Origin of the sequence: Paraburkholderia sp. Clong3, assembly GCF_050436485.1 — a bacterium.
In the GTDB taxonomy this organism is placed as follows: Bacteria; Pseudomonadota; Gammaproteobacteria; order Burkholderiales; family Burkholderiaceae; genus Paraburkholderia; species Paraburkholderia tuberum.
In genome coordinates this window covers 673195-692268 of record NZ_JBNDMH010000003.1, presented here as the reverse complement: position 1 = coordinate 692268, position 19074 = coordinate 673195, and the positions used below count along the sequence as shown (strand labels likewise).

21 protein-coding genes are annotated in these 19074 nt (G+C 64.9%); 3 read left to right on the top strand and 18 right to left on the bottom strand.

The features are described 5' to 3' along the window. Positions 1-160: 160 nt before the first annotated feature. Both OKW30_RS26605 and OKW30_RS26600 read left to right on the top strand, forming a co-directional pair. Positions 161-394, top strand: coding sequence for a DUF2795 domain-containing protein (locus tag OKW30_RS26605; RefSeq protein WP_187629707.1), 234 nt, complete (start codon positions 161-163; stop codon positions 392-394). Positions 395-456: 62 nt separating this feature from the next. Continuing rightward, entirely contained in the window at positions 457-1368 is a 912-nt protein-coding gene (locus tag OKW30_RS26600) for a DUF72 domain-containing protein (protein ID WP_429348064.1), read from the top strand. Here the strand turns inward: OKW30_RS26600 and OKW30_RS26595 are convergent. The 6 genes from OKW30_RS26595 to OKW30_RS26570 all read right to left on the bottom strand — a co-directional run bounded on the left by OKW30_RS26595 (position 1360) and on the right by OKW30_RS26570 (position 5901). Continuing rightward, the gene (locus tag OKW30_RS26595) at positions 1360-2022 is read right to left on the bottom strand and encodes a UdgX family uracil-DNA binding protein (protein WP_429348063.1); all 663 of its coding nucleotides are present in this window, start codon (positions 2020-2022) and stop codon (positions 1360-1362) included. The genes OKW30_RS26600 and OKW30_RS26595 overlap by 9 nt on opposite strands. 27 nt (positions 2023-2049) lie before the next feature. Further along, positions 2050-2202 (bottom strand): DUF6496 domain-containing protein, encoded by a 153-nt coding sequence (locus tag OKW30_RS26590; protein WP_184064770.1) that lies wholly within the window; start codon positions 2200-2202, stop codon positions 2050-2052. A 124-nt stretch (positions 2203-2326) separates the two neighbouring features. Continuing rightward, positions 2327-3010, bottom strand: a complete 684-nt coding sequence (locus OKW30_RS26585) for a hypothetical protein (protein WP_184064767.1) — start codon at positions 3008-3010, stop codon at positions 2327-2329. Continuing rightward, positions 3007-4413 (bottom strand): selenium-binding protein SBP56-related protein, encoded by a 1407-nt coding sequence (locus OKW30_RS26580; protein ID WP_429348062.1) that lies wholly within the window; start codon positions 4411-4413, stop codon positions 3007-3009. Before OKW30_RS26580 ends, OKW30_RS26585 begins: the two co-directional genes overlap by 4 nt. Before the next feature lie 262 nt (positions 4414-4675). Continuing rightward, positions 4676-5116, bottom strand: coding sequence for a zinc-finger-containing protein (locus tag OKW30_RS26575; protein WP_090809124.1), 441 nt, complete (start codon positions 5114-5116; stop codon positions 4676-4678). Positions 5117-5223: 107 nt separating this feature from the next. Beyond that, on the bottom strand, positions 5224-5901 hold the full coding sequence (locus OKW30_RS26570; protein ID WP_187629703.1) for a DJ-1/PfpI family protein: 678 nt from the start codon (positions 5899-5901) through the stop codon (positions 5224-5226). Between the two features lie 162 nt (positions 5902-6063). On the opposite strand from OKW30_RS26570, the gene OKW30_RS26565 reads away from it, so the two are divergent. After that, positions 6064-7038, top strand: a complete 975-nt coding sequence (locus tag OKW30_RS26565) for a GlxA family transcriptional regulator (protein WP_429348061.1) — start codon at positions 6064-6066, stop codon at positions 7036-7038. Between the two features lie 36 nt (positions 7039-7074). Here OKW30_RS26565 and OKW30_RS26560 read toward each other — a convergent pair whose 3' ends face one another. From OKW30_RS26560 to OKW30_RS26505, 12 genes are all read right to left on the bottom strand, one after another. Further along, a complete protein-coding gene (locus OKW30_RS26560) occupies positions 7075-7635 on the bottom strand; it encodes a hypothetical protein (RefSeq protein WP_184064756.1) in 561 nt (186 codons plus the stop codon). A gap of 378 nt (positions 7636-8013) precedes the next feature. Further along, complete coding sequence (locus OKW30_RS26555) at positions 8014-9009, bottom strand: MxaL protein (protein WP_429348060.1); 996 nt, start codon at positions 9007-9009, stop codon at positions 8014-8016. Continuing rightward, positions 9006-9551, bottom strand: a complete 546-nt coding sequence (locus OKW30_RS26550) for a tetratricopeptide repeat protein (RefSeq protein ID WP_429348059.1) — start codon at positions 9549-9551, stop codon at positions 9006-9008. Before OKW30_RS26550 ends, OKW30_RS26555 begins: the two co-directional genes overlap by 4 nt. Continuing rightward, positions 9548-10534, bottom strand: coding sequence for a vWA domain-containing protein (locus OKW30_RS26545; RefSeq protein ID WP_090809112.1), 987 nt, complete (start codon positions 10532-10534; stop codon positions 9548-9550). Before OKW30_RS26545 ends, OKW30_RS26550 begins: the two co-directional genes overlap by 4 nt. Then, complete coding sequence (locus OKW30_RS26540; protein WP_429348058.1) at positions 10531-11454, bottom strand: calcium incorporation protein MxaA; 924 nt, start codon at positions 11452-11454, stop codon at positions 10531-10533. The genes OKW30_RS26545 and OKW30_RS26540 overlap by 4 nt, the downstream gene beginning before the upstream one ends. Continuing rightward, positions 11451-12362, bottom strand: a complete 912-nt coding sequence (locus tag OKW30_RS26535; protein WP_429348057.1) for a DUF58 domain-containing protein — start codon at positions 12360-12362, stop codon at positions 11451-11453. The genes OKW30_RS26540 and OKW30_RS26535 overlap by 4 nt, the downstream gene beginning before the upstream one ends. 20 nt (positions 12363-12382) lie before the next feature. Then, entirely contained in the window at positions 12383-13405 is a 1023-nt protein-coding gene (locus OKW30_RS26530; RefSeq protein ID WP_184051982.1) for an AAA family ATPase, read from the bottom strand. Between the two features lie 254 nt (positions 13406-13659). Beyond that, positions 13660-14664, bottom strand: coding sequence for a LysR family transcriptional regulator (locus OKW30_RS26525; RefSeq protein ID WP_429348056.1), 1005 nt, complete (start codon positions 14662-14664; stop codon positions 13660-13662). 5 nt (positions 14665-14669) lie between these two features. After that, on the bottom strand, positions 14670-15440 hold the full coding sequence (locus tag OKW30_RS26520; RefSeq protein ID WP_429348055.1) for a hypothetical protein: 771 nt from the start codon (positions 15438-15440) through the stop codon (positions 14670-14672). Then, the gene (locus OKW30_RS26515; protein ID WP_429348054.1) at positions 15437-16348 is read right to left on the bottom strand and encodes a substrate-binding domain-containing protein; all 912 of its coding nucleotides are present in this window, start codon (positions 16346-16348) and stop codon (positions 15437-15439) included. Before OKW30_RS26515 ends, OKW30_RS26520 begins: the two co-directional genes overlap by 4 nt. Positions 16349-16379: 31 nt before the next feature. Continuing rightward, entirely contained in the window at positions 16380-16799 is a 420-nt protein-coding gene (locus OKW30_RS26510; RefSeq protein WP_184064737.1) for a c-type cytochrome, read from the bottom strand. Between the two features lie 168 nt (positions 16800-16967). Then, positions 16968-18785, bottom strand: a complete 1818-nt coding sequence (locus OKW30_RS26505) for a methanol/ethanol family PQQ-dependent dehydrogenase (protein WP_429348053.1) — start codon at positions 18783-18785, stop codon at positions 16968-16970. Between the last annotated feature and the right edge of the window lie 289 nt (positions 18786-19074).

Here is a 19074-nt window from a genome sequence, read left to right as displayed (position 1 = left end):
GCCGGCTGCACGCAAGCCGCGTTCCTCATCGCGGGGTTCTTTTTCATCCGCACGACGTGCGCCGCTGGAAAACGCAACCCGAGCCCGCGCGCCGAGGCACGACATATGCGAGAGGTACCTGTAGGCGCGCAGTCGTGATGTACTCATTCAAGGAGGAACCATGTCACAGCACCCCGCCCATTCCCAGGATCACCGCCACCCCGGTCAGCCGAATCCCGCTGACGTCGAAAAAGCACTCAGTGGTGTGAATTACCCGACCACACGCGAAAAGCTGGTCGCGCAGGCGCGCAAAAATCACGCGAATACCGACATCGTCGATCTGGTCGACCGTCTGCCCGATCACAATTTCGACAGCCCGGCCGCGGTGGCGAAGCAAATCGCGCGTATTCAATGACGCTGCGATCCGTCGAGTCGGAGCCGGACTCCGAACCCCATTCCGCCGGACCCGACGCGCGAATGAAGAAGACCGGCGATGTGCGTATCGGCATTTCCGGCTGGCGCTACCAAGGTTGGCGCGGCAGCTTTTACCCAGAGGATCTCAAACATGCAGCGGAATTACAGTACGCGTCGGCACTATTCGGCACGATCGAAATCAACGGCACGCATTACAGCCTTCAATCGCTCGATAGCTGGCAGCGTTGGCACGCGCAAACGCCTGACGGCTTCGTGTTTGGCATCAAAGGCGCGCGCTATCTGACTCATATGCTGCGGTTTCGCGATGCGAGCGCACGTGTCGGCATCGCGAACTTCTTCGCGCAGGGGCTACTCGCGTTGAACGAAAAGCTTGGTCCGATCCTATGGCAATTTCCGCCGTCGTTCCGATTCGAGCCCGAGGCAATGGAGCGCTTTCTGAGCGTGTTGCCGTTCGAGATCGCGAGCGCATCCGCGCTGGCGAAGCACCATGATGCGCGTGTCAAGACGCCTTATGTCGACATCGATCGCAAGCGGAAGTTGCGTCACGCGGTCGAAGTGCGCCACGCGAGCTTTGTCGATCCGGCGTTCGTGACCTTGCTTCGGCAATACGGCGTCGCGCTCGTCGTTTCAGATTCCACCGAACCGTGGCCCGTCGCCGAAGATCTGACGGCGGACTTCGTCTATATTCGCCTGCACGGCAGCGAAGCCAAATACTCGGGTGCGTATGGGGACGACGCTCTGCAACGATGGGCCGAGCGAATCGATGCATGGCGCGGCGGCTCCCAGCCTGCCGACGCGCGATTGATCGCGCCGCAACTCCGGCCGCCTCGCCGAGCCGCGCGAGACGTCTACTGCTACTTCGACAACGATGTAAAAGCTCGGGCGCCGTTCGACGCACAACGATTGATGAAAGTCCTCGGATTACGAGCGACGCACGCGCCGGCGTCATCCTGAGCGCTTGCCGCCGTGGGCCAGCTTCTGTGCGGTGCGCAATGCCGCGACGCTTCGCTCGTACACCTCGCGACGCGTTTCAGGGTCCGGCGCGCGCAGCGCAAACGACGGATGGTACGTCGCGACCACGCGTTGCTCGCCGCGCTCGAGCGTTTTGTCGAACGCGTCCTGCAAGCGCGCGTGCGAGTCGTGAACAACCGCTTTCAACGCGGTCGCGCCCAGCGCCACGACCACGCGCACATGCGGCATGTCGAGCTCCTGCTCCAGCCAGTAGCCGCAAGCATCCACTTCACGCTGAGCGGGCGTTTTGTGCAAGCGACGCTTGCCGCGCGCGATCCACTTGAAATGCTTGACGGCGTTCGTCACGTAGACCTCGTTACGCTTGACGCCCGCTTCTTCGAGCGCGCGGTCGAGCAACGCGCCGGCAGGCCCGACGAAGGGCTTGCCCTGCAGATCTTCCATGTCGCCGGGTTGCTCGCCGACCAGTACGATCGACGCATGCCGCTGCCCTTCGCCGGGCACGGCCTGAGTCGCATTGCGCCAGAGCGCGCAACGGCGGCAATCGCCGAGCTTCGCCGGATGCTGATCGGGTTCGACATCCGCCGGCTCCGATTTCGGGTCGCCATCCGCGCGCCTTTTCCGCGGCCTGTCGGTCATGGGTACGACCGCGCGTGCTGAAGCAGCTTATTTCTCACTCTTCTTCGGCATCTTCGCGCCCGACTTGCGCGCCTGATTCAACGCGATCGCGACAGCCTGCTTGTGCGGCTTGCCATGCTTCGACTCGGTCTTGATGTTGTGCGACACGGTCTCTTTCGATGTACCTTTCTTCAGCGGCATGATCTTCTCCGGGTGTAGATGACGAGAGGAAAAATCAGGACCCGCACGGAATGGCGTCCCTGCCGAAGCTACGCAGCATATGCTGTGCCCGGGGGCCTCATAGGCCGGATCGGCCGCGTCGAAATCAACCGGAAACGCCCGCTGCCGCCGCATTCAACGCCAGCGACACGCCCCCCACCAGAATCAGACTCGACGCCCACACCGCATCGAGATTGAACCAGCTGCGCGACACGAACCTGAGCCCGAGGTAGCGATAAACGAGCCATGCGAGCACGCCGCCGGCCATCGTCATCGCGGCCGCATGCACCGCGGAGACCGACAGCGCCATGCGCAGACTCGTTTCGATCAGCGTTTGGGCGGCTTGGTGCGCGCTGTCCATTGCGTCTGCGCGGCACAGACCGAGGTAGATCGGCACCAGCATCAAGCCGGCGCCGTGCGCGATCGCCACCGCGAACGACCAGAGCGCGAGCCGCGACGGCGGAATTCTCGCCAGTACGCGCGGATGGCGCCGGCGCATCAGCAACACCAGACCGAAGCCGATCACCAGCACGCTCGCGCCGATCTGCATCTGACGCTGCCACGCGAGCACGCTGGCCAGCATCGCGAACGGCAGCATCATCAGCAATATGGCGAGCGCGTGCCCCGCCGCGAGATAAAGAAGCGCTACGACCAGCGCTTGCGAGCGCCGCTGCATCAGCGCGTTCGACACCGCGAGCGGCCACCCCATCGCCGGATTGAGTCCGTGATACACACCGCTCGCGAGGACGGCCAGCCACAGTGCCGCTTGCGGCGACACCGCGCCGCTCAAACGCCCACCGAGGGATAGCAGAACGAATCGGTCGAACAGTCGCCGCCTTCGAGGCGAATCTGGTGCGCGCGATAGCCGGCGGGAAACTCGACGAAGTAATCTTCGACGAGTTCGAGACCGCCATTGGGCTCGGCATGCGCCATCACTTGCACGCCGGGCACACCATCCGGGTAGAACTGGTCGTCCCACGTCGAATAGAGCGAGTTGGTCCAGTAGATGCGCTTGCCGTCGCGACTGATCTCGACCATCTGCGGACCGCCGGCGAAAGCCTTGCCGTTCGGATGCGGCGCGCAATGTTCGATTCCACCGATGCGCACCGAGCCCGTCAATTTCGGCTTGCGCGGTTCGCTCACGTCGTACTGGCGCATCTCGCCGGTGCCCCAGCAGGAGACGTAGAGGAATTTATCGTCGATCGAAAGATCGATGTCGGTGACGAGCGGCGGCACCGCGCCGAAACCTTGCAGCAGCGGCGGCAATTCATCGGCATGCGCGGGCTCCGGTGGAATGGTCGCGGTCTTTTCGATGTGGAAGTGGCCGCCTTCGCGCCACCAGGTCCAGATCGACCCTTCCAGATTCGTCGTATCGACCACGACGCCGATAAAGCCGTACTCGCGGCTCGGGTCGTGCGCGGGTCGCACTTCGAGCGCCATCTGATGATTCGCGCCGAGATCGAGCGTCTGCACGTTGCGCCTCGCGCGCAGATCCCAGCAGTGCACGCGGTGGCCGTATTTGTTCGCGAGCAGGTCTTCGGGCACGATGCCGTTTTCGAATTGCGGCGGCAGCGCCCATTCGGTCGACACCATGTAGTCGCGCGGCAGATTCCACCAGAAGTCGTAATGCTTTTCCTGCGCGCCGCGCTCGATTTCCCAGCGGCCCAGCACCTCGAATGTTTGGCAGTCCATGATGAAGATTCCGGGCGGCCCGTCGGTGCCGTCCTTGCCACCGCCGCCGAGCGTGCTCACGTAGATGCCCTCCGGTCCGCAATGCACGGTGTGCGGACGCGAATAGCCGGTCTTGCGGAAAATTTCGTCCGGCTCGATGATCTTGTGAATCTTCGCCTGGGTCGGATGCGGCTTCGTATCGACGATATAGATGCGCGACGAGCGCATGCCCGGAATGATCAGATAGCGACGTTCCAGAAACGCGTGGCCTGTCAACGGCGACAACGCGGACGAACACGCGTTCCAGCCGAAGTGATGGAATTCGTCGCCCTTGTTCGGCACCGGCACCGTGTGGACCACCTGGCTATAAGTCGGCGAACCGGGCTTCACGTCGATCACGGCGAGCGCGTCGGGCTGGGAGGAGTCCGGACTTAGCAGCACCGTGTACGCGTATTCTTCCGCCGGCGCATCCATCGCGAGCTTCGGCGATGCATGAAAGGTAGGATCGGGGCGCATTCTCATGACGGCACTCTCCCTGTCGTTCGAACGGTTCTGAACGGAAGCCCGGCCCGCCAAAAATCGAGCCAGCGTAACTTTAGATTTGTAGTTCACGATAGCCGCGGACGCAACCGGAAATATGCACCCGAACGCAGGTGCGATCCGACTGCCGGGCCGCATCGCACGAGAACTGCCAATTTGGTGGGGGTGAAGAGGCGCGGGGAAGGCGGTATGGCGGGGTGGTATTGGAGGAATGAAAGGGAGCCAGCGGTTTGGGGCTATTGCGCTATCGCGCACGCCGAGCTTCGATAAAAGCTTCGACATAACGCAGCGCCTGTTCGCACTGCTCGGGCGTGAACGCGTGAATGCTCGCCGGAACCGGATCGAAGCCAAGCTCGGTCGCGACCCACCGGATCGCTTTCGCGCGGGCTTCGAACGCGTTGACACCATCGCGGCGCACCTTCCCGGCAACGAGCGGTTCGAGCGCATCGTGCAGCTTGCTCTTCGACTCGCGCAACGTTGCGTCGGCGAGGCGGCCGAGCGGCAGGTTGTGTTTGCTGCGCGAATAAACGCCGATCCACGCCTGACATGCGGTGCAGATCCACAGCGGCCCTTGATCGCTGCGATAGGGGTAGGACTCGTCGCCGTAACGCGCGAGCAACGCACGGTTGCCGCAGTAGTCGCATGACGGCTGCGGCAGTGCCTTGACGGGCTTGCCTACGCGCATGGGGAGTGCCCCCGGGATAATTCGCCGTACTTCATCGCATCGATCCGACTGACGGAAACGGGTAGAGCCACACAGTTTAATGGAATGCCCGTACCCGCATGCAAGACTTAGCTTCTCTGCGCGATCTCCATCACCACCCGGCGCCGCGCGGCCAGGCCTTCCGCCGAGCGTCGCCGGACCAGTTCCACCACCGCTTGCGGCGCCAACGCCGGATCGCCCGCGTCGAACGGCGGGGCCGGCGCGTATTCGAGTTCGAGCTGGATCGCCTGCGCCTCTTCTACGCCCGCCAGTTCGGCCGCGACGGTCAACCCGAAATCGATGCCCGCCGTCACGCCGCCGCCGGTAATCAGATTGCCATCGCGGACCACACGCGCATGTGTCGGTATCGCGCCGAGCGGTTCAAGCAGCGAGTGAAACGCCCAGTGAGTCGTCGCGCGCCGCCCGCGCAGCAAGCCGGCCGCGCCAAGCAGCAACGCGCCGGTGCAGACCGACGTCACGTAGCGCGCGCTCGCGGCCTGTCGGCAAACGAAGTCGATCGTTTGCTCGTCTTGCAACAGGTCGGTCACGCCGCTTCCGCCTGGCACACAGATCACGTCGAGCGGCGGGCAGCTTTCGTAGGTCGTGCCCGGCGTCAGCACGAGCCCGTTACTCGACACCACGGGCTCCCGTGTCTTCCAGATCAGATGCATCGTGGCGCCCGGCAACGATGCAAGTACGTCGTGCGGGCCAGTCAGATCGAGTTGCTGTACTTTCGGAAACACCAGAAAACCGATTTGCAGGTTCATAGGGATACCTTATTCAGGGAGAAATCGAAACGCGTGATCCGCCGCGTCTTCCACGTGGACGGATTGATTCTATGCGCGTAGGCTTTGGCAAGACTGCCATTAACCCCAGTTTTTCTGCCACGCGCGCTCGCTCCCTCTTACAGCCCCCCTGTTACACACGATATGTTCAGCGCTCCCCCCTCCATCGTGCTGCTCGCCTTCCCCAACATGCAACTGCTCGACGTCAGCGGTCCGCTGCAGGTATTTGCGTCCGCCAATGAACTCGTCGCGCAGCGTGGGCTCGACGAACTCTACTCACCCCGCGTCGTGGCAGCCGAAGCCGGGCCCGTCACGTCGTCGTCGGGACTTGCGGTACTCGCCGGTTCGCTGCGCTCGGTGAAAGCGCCGGTCGATACGCTGATCGTTCCGGGCGGCTGGGGGATTCGTCAGGCATCGGCCGATCAGCGTCTGATTCGCTGGACGCAGCGCCATGCGCCGCATTGCAGACGCGTTGCCTCGGTCTGCTCGGGCGCGTTCCTGCTCGCCGAGGCGGGACTGCTCGACGGCCGCCGCGTCGCCACGCATTGGGGGCGTTGCGACGAACTCGCGCAGGCGTATCCGCAACTGCGCGTCGAAGCCGATCCAATCTTTATTCGCGACGGGGCTATCTGGACATCGGCGGGCGTCACCGCCGGCATCGACCTCGCGCTGGCCATGCTCGAAGAAGATCATGGACGCGCGTTGGCGCTCGATGTCGCGCGCGAGCTCGTCGTGTTTCTGAAGCGGCCGGGGGGTCAGTCGCAGTTCAGCGCGACGCTGTCGCTGCAACATGCCGACGACCGTTTCGGCGAATTGCATGCATGGATGACGTCGCATCTCGCATCCGACCTGTCGGTCCCCGCGCTCGCGCGAAGGCTTCATATGAGCGAGCGCAGCTTCATGCGCCACTACAAGGCACAAACGGGCCGCACGCCGGCCCGCGCGGTCGAGCAGTTGCGCATCGAAGCGGCACAGCGCTTGCTATGCGAGACATCCTGGTCGATCAAACGAATCGCGGCGCGGTGTGGATTCGGCAGCGAGGAAACGATGCGATGCAGCTTCGTGCGTCAGCTGCGCGTGGCGCCGCAGGTGTATCGCGAGCGCTTTTCGTCGACGTGACTCGTCGACGTGACATGCGCGGCCGTCCGACATCACTCAGTAGCGACGTTTGACGATCAGCGTCGCGCCCGTATCGTGAGAATGCAGAACCGCGACGCGCGCGGTGCCGGAGAACACCCAGTCGTCGATCGTCAAGGACAAGCGTCGCTGCGGTGACGCGCCTATCGACAACGCTGAACTGTTCATCTGAACGATGGACAATTGCGGCGCGGTAGATGGACCCAGATGCAGAGGATTCGAAGCATTTTGCGCGGCAGGTTTTGCGCCCGGTTCGGACACCGGCGCGAACTCCGGTCCGGACGACCCCAATGCCTTCGCCGTGCCGAGCTGGACATCGCGCGTCACGTCCACACTATAGTAATTCTCCATTTGCGCGAAGAACGGCTTGCCCTGATCCCCGTGATACTCCATCGCATAGCGCTGCTGCTCGAAGTAGTGCCGAGGCTCGGGAATCGGCGGCACGACTTCGACGGGCGACGCGACGATGTTGGCGACCATCATCGCTTGCGGCACATCGCCGAAGGGGCCGCCCGCAAACGCGTAGCCGCTCACCAAGACGAGTACCGCTCCGACAATCCTCTCGTTTTGGCACGTCATCGCATGCCTCCAGTGAAGGAATTGAAATGTCACATGACACGGCGCTCCCGTCGAACCGAGCGCCTTGCAGCGTCGCTTGCACTCAGACATTGTAGTCAGTCATTGGCGTACTGGTAGGTCAAAGTGTGAGGTACGTCGCGTGTGTGGCGAGCGCATGCGCCTTCGCGACTCAGCGCTGGAGTCGACGTCGAAGTGGACCGATTGAGAATGATTCCTGGCAACGCTCTCCGGCCTCGAAGACCGGCAAGACCTTCTGGCGCAAGCCTCGTGAGTCGGTCGAACCCGGCAACTCTTGCGAGGTTTCGCAAGCAACTACGCTGCTCGATTGGATACCTGCACCTTCAACCGTTGCAGCGTCAACGTTCGCGCCCGCGTGAGTCAGTCGACTCGTGTCGGCCGGCCATTGAATGCCGGCGCGATCTGCAAAACGATCGTTCGAATGCGCTTTCGCCAGGCGCGCGGCCATGCGAGAACGGCATCCGGCATGAAGCGCGCGACGAGCAGCAGCAACGCGAGCAGCGCTGGACACCAGCGCAGATCGGTCGGCACCGGTTCGCGGCGAGCGAAGCGCGCATCGAGCAGCGCATCGCCGAACGACGTCACGTTCAGCAGGCGCCGGTAGTCGAGGCCAGTCTGCCCCGCCACCGACGCAAGGTACTCGCCGCGCAATTCGGACAACTCCTCGTGCGTTTGCGCCTCGACACCGGAGCCTGGCGTCGGCGGCACCTGGATCACGTCGTCGGCCTGCCAGTAGCCGATCCGGTTACCGTCGGCGTCGGTCTTCGGAATGGCCGCGGGCTGGTCGCCGCCGACGCCGATCAGCCAGCCCCTGATTCGCGCGGCATTGATGCCCTCCATCAGCGGGCGCGCCGCCGATACCGGCGGCGCCTCCTGACCATCGGTGACGAACGCGATGGCCGCGCCGCCGCCGACCTCCTGCGCGACCCGCACGGCCGAATACACACCGCCCTCGGCAATGCGGCTCCAGTTGGTCCAGCGCATGCGCCCGTCGATGCCCTCGAGCGACACCAGCAGCGCGTCGTAGTTGCCACAGACTTCGACCGGCGCCATCAGCAGCAACGCCCGCTGCCCCGTGAACACGCTCCAGCCGACCTTCGAGCCGCACGGCAAGCGCCCGAGCGCGTCGCGCATCGCGGCCTGCGCGAATTTGAGCCGGCTGACCGGAGCGCCGTCGAGCACCACGTCCTCGACGTCCATGCTTTGCGTGATATCGAACGTCACGATGTAGTTAAACGTGTTGCGCGGCAAAGTGACCTCCGGCATCGCAACCGCCGCGATCAATGCGACGAGCGCGAGCGGCGTCAACGCGTGACGCCATCTTGCGAAGCCGCGCTCGCGCGAGACGCCGCTCATGGCAAGTCCTGGCTCTGCGGGTCACGCAGCTTGACATTGTGCTGCTCTTTCACATCGGGCCCGGCGAGCGCGGACGGCGTTTCCGGCGCAAGCCACAGCGCGCGCTCGAGGTTGTAGCGCACGTCCCAATCGTCGGGCGCCGCGCGCAGCGCGAGCCGGTAGCGCGCCTTGGCCTCACCGATCATCGCGAGAGACCTGACCGTCTGCGCCGTGTCGCCGCTGCCTTCGCGCAGGTACAGGTTGCCGAGATCGAACAGCGCCGCGCGGCCGACTTCGTCCGGCGGGCTGCCCTCGGGGATCAGACCGTTATAGAGCCGCGCCGCCGCGTCATACGCGCCCGCTTTCGACAGCGCTATCGCGCGGGCCAGTTGGACCTCGCGCGCGTCGTCGCCGGCAGCCTGGTCGCGCGAAGCGGCGTTCGTCGCGAGAATGGCCTGATCGACGCGCTCCGCGTGCTGCAGACGAACGAAGCCATACGCGGCCCACGCGGCGCAACAGATCGCCACGGTGCCGAACAGCGTATGGATCAGCGTGCGCTTCATGCCCAGCTCCTGACCTGCAACTGGTGCAGCAGCACCAGCAGCGCCGAACAGAACAGCGCCAGCGCGAAACAGTACAGACTCAGGTCCTGGCGAGGCAGATGCTCGACGAACGTCGTCGTCGCGTTCTGCTGCCGGTTGATCTCCGCGATCGCCGCCATCATCGCCTTCGGGTCTTCGGCCTGAAACAGCCTATACGGTGTCCTGAGCGTCAGAAAGAAGCGATGCAGCTGCGCTTCGGCCGAGGTTCCGCTGACGGGCTGCGTCGCGTTCAGATCGGGACTGAAGACGCTGCTGCGCAAGTAGATGAAGTACAGGGCGATCCGGTTGCGTCGCAGTCCCGCCTCGATGCGCCGTTGCATCGTTTCGTCGAGCAACGCGCCGCCATCGGAGACGAGCACGATCGCGCGGCGGCCCGACGACAAGCGCCCGTCGAACTGCGCGATCGCCGCGAGCATGCCGCGATCGAGCTCGGTGTCCGGCATGCCACGGCCAATCGCCGTCGCCGCCACAGCGGCCTCGATCACGCGATGGTTGTACGTGAACGGCATCGCCAGCACGGGGTTGGTGCCGAACATCATGAACGCGAGCCGGTCGTTGGGCCGCTGCTCGACGAAGCGCGTCAACGCGGCGCGCGCCACGTGGTTCTTGGAGTCGCCGCGCGGCGCCTCGACGCCCTTGCTGCCCATCGGCTCGTCCATGCTCGCGCTGCGGTCCATCAGGATCAGGATCTGCGCGCCGCTGCCGGTGCGCAGCACCTGCAACTGCGAGCGCCCCGGCCCCGCCAGCCCGACGACGATCGCGGCGATCGCCAGTGCCGCGCCGCCGCGTACGAGCCAGCCGGCCGCGCGCCCGAGATCGTCGGCGGGCAGCCACGCGACGCTCGAAAACACCAGCGTGTCGCTGCGTCGCCGCAGCAGCGGCAGCGCGGCGAGCGGCAGCAGCACCAGCATCCACGGCAGAGCGAAATCGAGGCTCATGGTCATCGCTGATGGCGCCTCTCCGCCCGATACAACGCACGGCACAGCGCGTGCAACGAAAGCTCGCCGGGATTCCCGACGGCCTTCGGCGCCGGTGTGAAAAAGCGCTCGGACGACGCCAGATAGAAACGTTCGAGCTGCGCGCGCAGCGGTTGCAGATAGGGCGCGCGCGCGAGCAACGCGGATAGCGAAGCCGCATGCACGACCTGGCCGGCGGTTTCGTTCAGTGCGCGATGCAGGCAGACCCACGCATCGTTCGATGAAGCAGCGGGCGCCTCCGGCAGCCGCTGCATCTGCCGCCATGCACGCGCGAACGGCAGCCGTGCCGCCTCGCGTCGGTTGCGCGCCCACCACCAGCTCGCCCACGCGAGCAGGGTCGCGAGCAGCAGGCCGAGCGCCCACGCGATCTGCCGACGCCAGCCGGCCGTGCCCAGCATGGGTGCCTGACGATCGGGCCGCAGCGGCTGCAAATCCCCTGCGGCGAACGCGGTTTGCGGCGTCAACGGTCCGATGCTCGCCGGCCATTCGGCGACCTGCAATTGCGTGCCCGCCGCCGACGTCAACGTCAACGCGGGCAACGTGATCTGCGTGAGCGTCTGCGGCGCGTTGACGACCTGATACGCGATCACCATCCACTTGCGGCCGTTGGCATCGGTTTCGAGCGTCACGGGCCGGCGCTCGAGCCACACGCCCGTGCGTCCGACCGAAGGCGGCGTGACCGCGCCGATGTCCCGATCGTTGGCCTCCAGCAGCACGCGCTGCGTCAGCACATCGCCGAGCACATAGCCGAACGCGCGCGGCTCCTGAACGAGCGCGGTCGCCACGGCAGCGCTGGCCGTCGCGCTCGCGGCGCCGCAAAGCGACGCGATCAGCATATGCAGCGCCGCCCGCCGAGCGCCGCCACCGCGCACACCGCGCGCGCTCATACCGTCATCTCCAGAAAGTAACGCGACATCGCTTCCGGATCGAACGCGCCTTCGACATAGAACGGCCGGATGCCGCGCGCGCCGAACCCCGCGGCGAGTTCGTCGCGACGGCGCGCGACGCCTTCGCGCCAGCGCTCGCGCACATCGCGCGAAAGCCACACGCGACGCTCCTCGCCGGACTCCGCATCGTTGACGGCCAGCAGCGACGCGTGGTGCGGCGGCGTGATCTCGGCCGCGTCCCACACGACCATCGGCACCACACACGCATGCACCAGCATGTCGAGTACCGACGACAGTCGCGCGAGCGGCCAGTGGAAATCGGACACGACGAACACGAGCGCCTGGCGTCCAGCGATACGGATCGCGCAACGCCGCAATCCTTCGACGGCCGCGCGTCCGGCCTGACGCTCTGCCTGACGTTCTGCCTGACCATTCGCCTGACGATCAGCCGTTTCACCGGCGCGTTCGCGCAGCATGCTCGCGAGCAGCGAGCCGGTGCCCCGCCCCGTGCGCGCCGGCATGAACAGATCGTCGCGTTCGCCGCCATCGAAGGCCAGCATGCCGAGCCGGTCGCCGACCCGGAACGCGCTATGGCCGAGCGCTTCGACGAAATCGGCGACGACCTCCAGCTTCGTTTTACGGCTGCCGAACCGCATCGACGCCGATACGTCGACGATCACGAACACCGGCACCGCGACGCGCTGCAAATGCACGCGCACGAGCCACTCGTCGCGCGCCGCGCGCAAGCTCGCGCGCAGATCGAGCCGGCGCGGGTCCGGGTAGTCGAACAAGCGGCCGTGCATCGCGAACTGCTGACCCGAGCCGAAGCTCGAGCCCGGATGCGAGCCGGGCCGCGCGCCGGCCGCGCGCATCGGCAGACGGTAGTGGAATTCCGCGGTGTCGTTCATCGTGGTGCGCGCGCCGCCGGTCAGCGAGGCACGGCGACGTTCGCGACGATCCGCGCGATCAGCGCCTCGGCCAGCTCCTGGCGGCGTAGCTCGTAGATCGGTGTGAAGAACACCCGATGCCCCAGCGCCGGCAGCAGCACTTCGTGAATGTCCTCCGGAAGCAGATGCGTGCGTCCCGCGAGCCACGCGACCACGCGCGCGGCCCGCAGCAGCGCGCTCATGCCGCGCGGACTTGCGCCCGCGAGAATCAGCTGCTCCATGTCGACGCCGTCGAGCGCGATGCCGAAGCGCGCCGGCGTTTCCGTCGCCTGCCAGATGTCGTGCACGTAGCGCTCGATCGTCTCGCTCGCCTGCACGCCCTGCTGGATCGCCGCGCCGATCCGGTTCAACTGTTCCCACGGCACGATCGACGGAGTCAGTTGCGCGAGCAGGCCGTCGACGTCGTGGAACCTCGTGTCGAAGACGAGGCTGCGCCGCGCCTCCTCGTCGGTCGGCGTCGGCATGTTCAGCTCGAACAGGAAGCGGTCGCGCGCCGCCGACGCGAGCTCGAAGGTCTCTTCCTTCTCGACCTTGTTGCGGTCGGCGTATACGGTCATGTGCGGAAAGCGATGCTCGCGGTCGAACGCCCACACGGAACGTTCGGCCATCGCGCGCAACAGCAGCGATTGCACCTGCGGACGCGCGCGATTGATCTCGTTGAAGAAGAAGGTGGTCAGCTGCTCGCCGTGGCGCAGCAGCGGGCCCGGTTCGATACGCGGCTTGCCGTCGGCATCGACATAGGTGTGATAGACGAGGTCGCCCGGCATCAGATCGATCGTGCCTTCGACGCGCTCGAAGTCGCCGCCGACCACGCGCGCGAACGCCCGCAACACGGTCGTCTTGCCGACCCCGACGCCGCCTTCGAGCAGGACGTGGCCGCGTGCGAACAACGCGACGTTGATAAGCCTCAGCGTTTGCTGCTGACCGACGACGACTCTCGCGACTTCGTTTTCGATCCGCTGGGCGTGAGAACGCCAGTCCTGAAGCTGCTCGCCGGAAACCATCGCTGCGATCCCCTTCCGTGGTGCTGGCGTTTATTTGCACGACGCCCGAACGTCGACGCGCTTCAAGCGCTCGCCAGCCTTCCGTTCAAGCATGGTTTATGCCGATCGTGAGCACGGGACCCAAGAGTTAAATCGAATGCGAAAAGTTGGCAGCCTGTCACGACAGCCGGGTACAGACTGTGCCATCGACGCCGCCTGGGACGCGTCGTTCACCAGCAAGCCGACGAGCGCAGTCGCGCGACGCGCGCATGACGCTACCGCTTCGCGCCGACCGGCGGTTTCGCAAACACCCCGGCAAACTGCGCATATTCCTGCTCCAGATGCACCGCCGCATGCTCGAGCAGAAACTGCCGGAAGATCATGCTGGTCGGCGAAAGCTGCTTCGTGCGCAGATGCACGACCTGCCACGCGCGTTCGATCGGCGTGCCGTTCACGTCGAGCAGCGCGATCTCGCCGGTGCGCAACTCCAGCTGCAACGTATGCAGCGAGATCAGACTCACGCCCATGCCCGCCATCACCGCCTGCTTGATCGTTTCGTTGCTGCCGAGCGTGACCGTTTTCGCGGGTGTGAACAGATGCTGCCGGAACATCGCCTCGGCGGCCATGCGCGTACCCGAGCCCGGCTCGCGCAGCAGGAAGGTGTCGCGGCGCAACTCCTGCAGATCGAAGCGGCGCGCGCCGCACAGCGGATGATCGAGCGGCGCGATCACCACCTGAGGATGACTCGCGAGCGGCTCGGCCGTCGTATCGAGTTCGGGCGGCGGGCGGCCCATGATCGCGAGATCGATCGCGTTGTCCTGCAACAGACGCAGCAACGCGTCGCGATTGCCGACCGAGAAGTGCACGTCGACCTTCGGGTATAGATGCGAGTACATCGCCAGCAGTTTCGGCGCGAAGTAAGTCGCCGAACTGACGATGCCCACGTTGATCGAGCCGCTGTCGGCCTGCTTCAGCGACATCATCGCGTCTTCGGTGTCCTTGATTTCGCCGAGAATGCGGCTCGCGTGATGGGTCAGCACCTCGCCCGCTTCGGTCAGCGTGAGCTTGCGCGCGATGCGCTCGAACAGCCGCAGGCCGACCGCCTCTTCGAGCTGATGAATCTGCATCGACACCGCCGGCTGCGTCAGATGCAGCTCCTCGGCCGCGCGCGCGAAACTCGTATAGCGGCTCGCGACGACGAAAATCTGCAACTGCCGCAGGGTCAGCGTGCGAACGAAATTCAGCTTGACCCGGTTCGCCGCGAAACTCGCGTTCTGCATTGGATTCAGCGACTCGCTCGCGGCGCATTCGATGACGGTTTCGCCGGCGCCTTGCCCGAAGGCAACTTGTTCAGTGCCGATTGAAAGCTCAACGACTCCGTATGCGCCGGATGCGCAAAGTCGTTGTTAGGACCCGGCACGTCGGTGCGGATCTGCACGACCTGGCCCGGCACGCCGTCTGCGAGCAGGAACGTGTAGCGCTTGCCCGTGTATTGTGCGAAGCGCTCCGCGTTCGGATCGTTCAGATAAGGCTGCACGACGATGCGCCGCGCGCTGACCGGCTTGCCGCCGACCTCGCTCGGCACGCTCTCGATCTGCGGCCCCGCGGCGAGCGCGAGACGCAGACGCTGCTGGAAATAGCGGCGCTGCCCGCCGGTGAGACCCTGCATCTCCGCGATGTCGTGTTCGAGAAAATAAATGATTGCCGGATTGCACTGCAGGCCGCCGATCGGCAGGTTCACGCTGCCGCCATGGTCGGACACCTGTGCGTCGCCTTTCGCGTTGTTCTCGCTCAGCACCAGCACCTTGACGACATCGGCGCTGCGAGACGGTTGCCCGGAATCGATCAGCGCGTAGTCGAGTTCGGTCTGCGCGGCGACGCCGTGCAGATGATCGGTCAGAAAAATCAGCCGCTCGGCCGGCGTGATCTCGTCGCCGCCCGGCGCCGACGCCGGACTCGCCGCACGCGCGGCGGCTGGCGCGAGGCACAGCACACACAGCGTCCCCATCAGCGCGGCGCGTGCCGCGCGCAGCCACGCGCCGCGCGCGCGCGTCATGGCGACGCGTCGCCAGGCTTGCCCGCCGGCGCGTCGACCGGTTTGAGCATCGGCACCTGGTAGGTCGCGAGGATGCTGTCGATCTTGTCGTGATTCGCGCCGATCCATTGATCCACCTTGTCCTTCCAGTCCTTCTCGCCGTAGCGCACGCCCATCGAAATCGTGTAGTCGAAGCGGATGCCGGGCCCCGGCGGGAACGGCACGAGCCTGACCGAATCACCGGCGCGCTTTGCGAAGTAGCCGGCAATCGGCCCCCACAGGAACACCACGTCGACGTTGCCCGCGCGCAGGTCGTGTTCGATCATCTGGCCCGGGTACACGGCCGGATCGCCGCTTTGCACCTGGTACGACACCGCCTGGTCGATCAGGTTGTGGCCGAGCAGCCAGTCCACCGCGGGGGTTTGCGAAAAGATGCCGAAGCGCAGCTTGTGCAGTTGATCGGGCGGCAGCTTCAGCAGGTCGTCGGGCGTCTTGATGCTCGCGAACTCGGGGCGGTTCGGCAGCACCATTGCGTAGGTCGAGCGCAGATACGGCTGCGTCGTCGACGTCATGTCATAGCCCTTCGGCACACCGATGATCAGGTCGCAGCGATAGCGCTCGCTGCCGTCCTCCTTCTCGCGCAGCGTGTGGCGCACGAAGCCCATGCGCTGCGGAAAGTACGTGTATTCGAGCTTGTAGCCGAAGTCGCTCGCCATCTGGGCCGCGATGCGGTTCTCGTAGCCCTCGCCCTTGTCGTTCGACAACGGCATGTTGTTCGGGTCCGCGCACACCCTGAGCACGCCGTCCGCGCCGTCGTTGTTCGGCAGCGCGGGGCCGTCCGCCCGGACCGCGGCGCTCGCGAGCGCCGCGCCACACAACGCGGCCGCGATCACGCTGACATGCACGGACATGCTTCTCTTATTACGCATCGTGAGCCTCCGGAAGAGTGACGGCACGGCGTTAGTTGGCGTCGATGGCCTTCAGATCGCCCGGCTTGATCTGTCCATCGGAGCGCCCTTTCAGGTACGCGTAGAGGTTTTCCCAGTTCTTCTGCATCATCTGGCTCGTGCTGAAATCGGGCATGCCCTTGTCCACCCGGCCGCCGAACACCGTGCGATGAAACTCGGTCTTGTCCAGCGTCTTGAACGCGTCGATCAGCGACGGCCCGACCATGCCCTGCTGCTGCGCGCCGTGGCAGCGTTCGCAAGCGAGCGCGCGCCACGTCTTCCAGCCCTGCAGCGTATTACTGTCCACCTTGGTGCCGTCGACCACCTTGTACGCGACCTGCGCAATCGAAGGATTGTTCTGCGCGTATCCGACGGGCAGCACGACGAGCGCTGCGGGCAACACCGTGAGCAACAGGATAGATCGGCCTTTCATGCACATGTCTCCATCTGGGAATAAGCCGCGCCCCGATGCGTTTCATCGACGCATCCATCCACCAACGGGCGCGATCTGGGGGTGATTCAATGCTTGCGCGAGGCTGACGGGGCGGCCGTGCCTGTTCAAGCCGCCCCGCTCGTTCAGCCTTTCATTTCAGCCGTTCGTTCAGCTCTTTTCGCCGGGAATCGCGAACACGAACAGCGTGCCGCCGAGCGCGGTGTACTTCGCGAGATCTTTGTAGCCGCCGACCGCACCCAGACCTTCGGTCGGCTTCTCCAGACCTGCCGCCATGCCGATGCCGGCCCAGCCGCCGATGCCCGAATACACGCCGACGTACTGCTTGCCCTGATACTCATACGTGAAGACGTTGCCGATGATTCCCGACGGCGTCTTGAAGCGCCACAGTTCCTTGCCGTCCTTGATGCGCACCGCCTTCAGGTAGCCTTCCAGCGTGCCGTAGAACGCGATGCCGCCCGCGGTCGCCAGCACACCCGACCACACCGAGAACCTCTCCGGCTTCGAGTAGACGATCTTGCCCTTGCTCGCATCCCACGCGATGAAGTTGCCCATCGCGTTGCCCTCGTTCGGGCCCGGATACATCGACAGCGTGGCGCCGACATACGGCTGTCCCGACACGTAGTCGACATCGAACGGCTCGTAGTCCATACAGACGTGGTTGGTCGGCACGAGGAACAGGTGCGAGTTCGGATCGTATGCCGCCGGTTGCTGGTCCTTCGAACCGAGTGCCGCCGGGCAGATGCCCTTCACGTTGTGATCGGAGCCGGCCGCCTGCGTCGAGTACGCCGCGTTGCGAATCGGCAGGCCGCTTTGCAGGTCGACACGGTCGGCCCAGTTCACCGCCGGGTCGTACTTCTGCGCGACCAGCAGCTGTCCGGTTACGCGATTGAGCGTATAGCCGAAGCCGTTCCGGTCGAAGTGCACGATCGCGGGCACCTGCTTGCCGTTGATCGTCAGATCGGACAGGATCATTTCGTTGACGCCGTCATAGTCCCATTCGTCGTGCGGCGTCATCTGGTAGACCCATTTGGCCATGCCGGTATTCAGGTCGCGCGCGAAGATCGACATCGACCATTTGTTGTCGCCCGGACGTTGCGTCGGGTTCCATGTGCCCGGATTGCCGGTACCGTAGTACACAAGGTTGAGTTTCGGATCCCACGCATACCAGCCCCACGTGGTGCCCCCGCCGAGCTTCCACTGATCGCCCTTCCATGACTTCAGCGACGAATCCGCGCCCACCGGCACCATCTGGCCGTTGGAGTACGTCATCGTCTTTTGCGGGTCGAGCAGCATATCGTTGTCGGGGCCCGTGCTGTACGCGGTCCAGGCCGGTTTGCCGGTCTTGATGTCGTACGCGATCAGACGCCCGCGCACGCCGAACTCGCCGCCCGAGATCCCGGTCAACACCTTGTCGCCGAATACGTGCGGCGCGTTGGTGTTGGTTTCGCCGGCTTTCGGATTGCCGTTCTGCGCGGTCCACACCACGTCGCCCGTCTTCGCGTTCAGCGCGACGAGCTTGGTGTCGGCCTGCTGCAGGAAGATCTTGCCGTCGCCGTACGCGAGACCGCGATTGACGGTGTCGCAGCACATCACGGAGACGACCTGTTCATCCTGCTTCGGCTGATACTGCCAGAGGAACGTCTGATCCTTCAGGTTGACCGCAATGACCTTGTTCGGAAACGGGGAGTGGACATACATCGTGTCGCCGATCACGAGCGGCGCGCCTTCATGGCCGCGTAGCACCCCGGTCGACATGGTCCATGCGACCTGAAGTTTGCCGACATTGTTCTCGTTGATCTGCTTGAGCGGGCTGTAGCGGTGATTCGCATAATCGCCCGCCTGGGCCGCCCAGTTGGCTGGATTTTTCATCAGCGCGTCGAGCTGCGAATCGGCCTGCGCAGCCAGAGAGCCAAAGGCTGCGGATGCGAGGATCGCGAGCCCAAGAACTACAGTGCGTAAGTTCATGTCTCCTCCAGAATTGTCCTGCTGTTCAACTCACGAATGACCCACGCTACCTCATCGCATCGTGCGCGCCTTCTCGAGTGCGGGTAACGATTAACGCGCTATCCCGATTCGATGTCGGGCTTCGCGACGCATGAACGGCCGACGCATATTCCATGCCGGAATAGCGGCAACGTTTGCCGCTATTGGCTGCGCTGGCCCGGCGACTCGGCACGCGCGAGGTGTCGCGGCACTCGGGCGTTGCACGCTGATGCTTGCATGGCGGTAAGCTGAAGGGCCTGCGTCACGCGAT

Excerpts from the sequence above, each read along its gene's own strand:
- OKW30_RS26555 (WP_429348060.1), bottom strand. The coding sequence starts at position 9,009 with ATGAGCGGCGTCTCGCGCGAGCGCGGCTTCGCAAGATGGCGTCACGCG.
- OKW30_RS26515 (WP_429348054.1), bottom strand. The coding sequence starts at position 16,348 with ATGCGTAATAAGAGAAGCATGTCCGTGCATGTCAGCGTGATCGCGGCC.
- OKW30_RS26590 (WP_184064770.1), bottom strand. The coding sequence starts at position 2,202 with ATGCCGCTGAAGAAAGGTACATCGAAAGAGACCGTGTCGCACAACATC.
- OKW30_RS26545 (WP_090809112.1), bottom strand. The coding sequence starts at position 10,534 with ATGACCATGAGCCTCGATTTCGCTCTGCCGTGGATGCTGGTGCTGCTG.
- OKW30_RS26595 (WP_429348063.1), bottom strand. The coding sequence starts at position 2,022 with ATGACCGACAGGCCGCGGAAAAGGCGCGCGGATGGCGACCCGAAATCG.
- OKW30_RS26550 (WP_429348059.1), bottom strand. The coding sequence starts at position 9,551 with ATGAAGCGCACGCTGATCCATACGCTGTTCGGCACCGTGGCGATCTGT.
- OKW30_RS26535 (WP_429348057.1), bottom strand. The coding sequence starts at position 12,362 with ATGAACGACACCGCGGAATTCCACTACCGTCTGCCGATGCGCGCGGCC.
- OKW30_RS26600 (WP_429348064.1), top strand. The coding sequence starts at position 457 with ATGAAGAAGACCGGCGATGTGCGTATCGGCATTTCCGGCTGGCGCTAC.
- OKW30_RS26505 (WP_429348053.1), bottom strand. The coding sequence starts at position 18,785 with ATGAACTTACGCACTGTAGTTCTTGGGCTCGCGATCCTCGCATCCGCA.
- OKW30_RS26530 (WP_184051982.1), bottom strand. The coding sequence starts at position 13,405 with ATGGTTTCCGGCGAGCAGCTTCAGGACTGGCGTTCTCACGCCCAGCGG.
- OKW30_RS26560 (WP_184064756.1), bottom strand. The coding sequence starts at position 7,635 with ATGACGTGCCAAAACGAGAGGATTGTCGGAGCGGTACTCGTCTTGGTG.
- OKW30_RS26605 (WP_187629707.1), top strand. The coding sequence starts at position 161 with ATGTCACAGCACCCCGCCCATTCCCAGGATCACCGCCACCCCGGTCAG.
- OKW30_RS26570 (WP_187629703.1), bottom strand. The coding sequence starts at position 5,901 with ATGAACCTGCAAATCGGTTTTCTGGTGTTTCCGAAAGTACAGCAACTC.
- OKW30_RS26525 (WP_429348056.1), bottom strand. The coding sequence starts at position 14,664 with ATGCAGAACGCGAGTTTCGCGGCGAACCGGGTCAAGCTGAATTTCGTT.
- OKW30_RS26565 (WP_429348061.1), top strand. The coding sequence starts at position 6,064 with ATGTTCAGCGCTCCCCCCTCCATCGTGCTGCTCGCCTTCCCCAACATG.
- OKW30_RS26580 (WP_429348062.1), bottom strand. The coding sequence starts at position 4,413 with ATGAGAATGCGCCCCGATCCTACCTTTCATGCATCGCCGAAGCTCGCG.
- OKW30_RS26575 (WP_090809124.1), bottom strand. The coding sequence starts at position 5,116 with ATGCGCGTAGGCAAGCCCGTCAAGGCACTGCCGCAGCCGTCATGCGAC.
- OKW30_RS26510 (WP_184064737.1), bottom strand. The coding sequence starts at position 16,799 with ATGAAAGGCCGATCTATCCTGTTGCTCACGGTGTTGCCCGCAGCGCTC.
- OKW30_RS26520 (WP_429348055.1), bottom strand. The coding sequence starts at position 15,440 with ATGACGCGCGCGCGCGGCGCGTGGCTGCGCGCGGCACGCGCCGCGCTG.
- OKW30_RS26540 (WP_429348058.1), bottom strand. The coding sequence starts at position 11,454 with ATGAGCGCGCGCGGTGTGCGCGGTGGCGGCGCTCGGCGGGCGGCGCTG.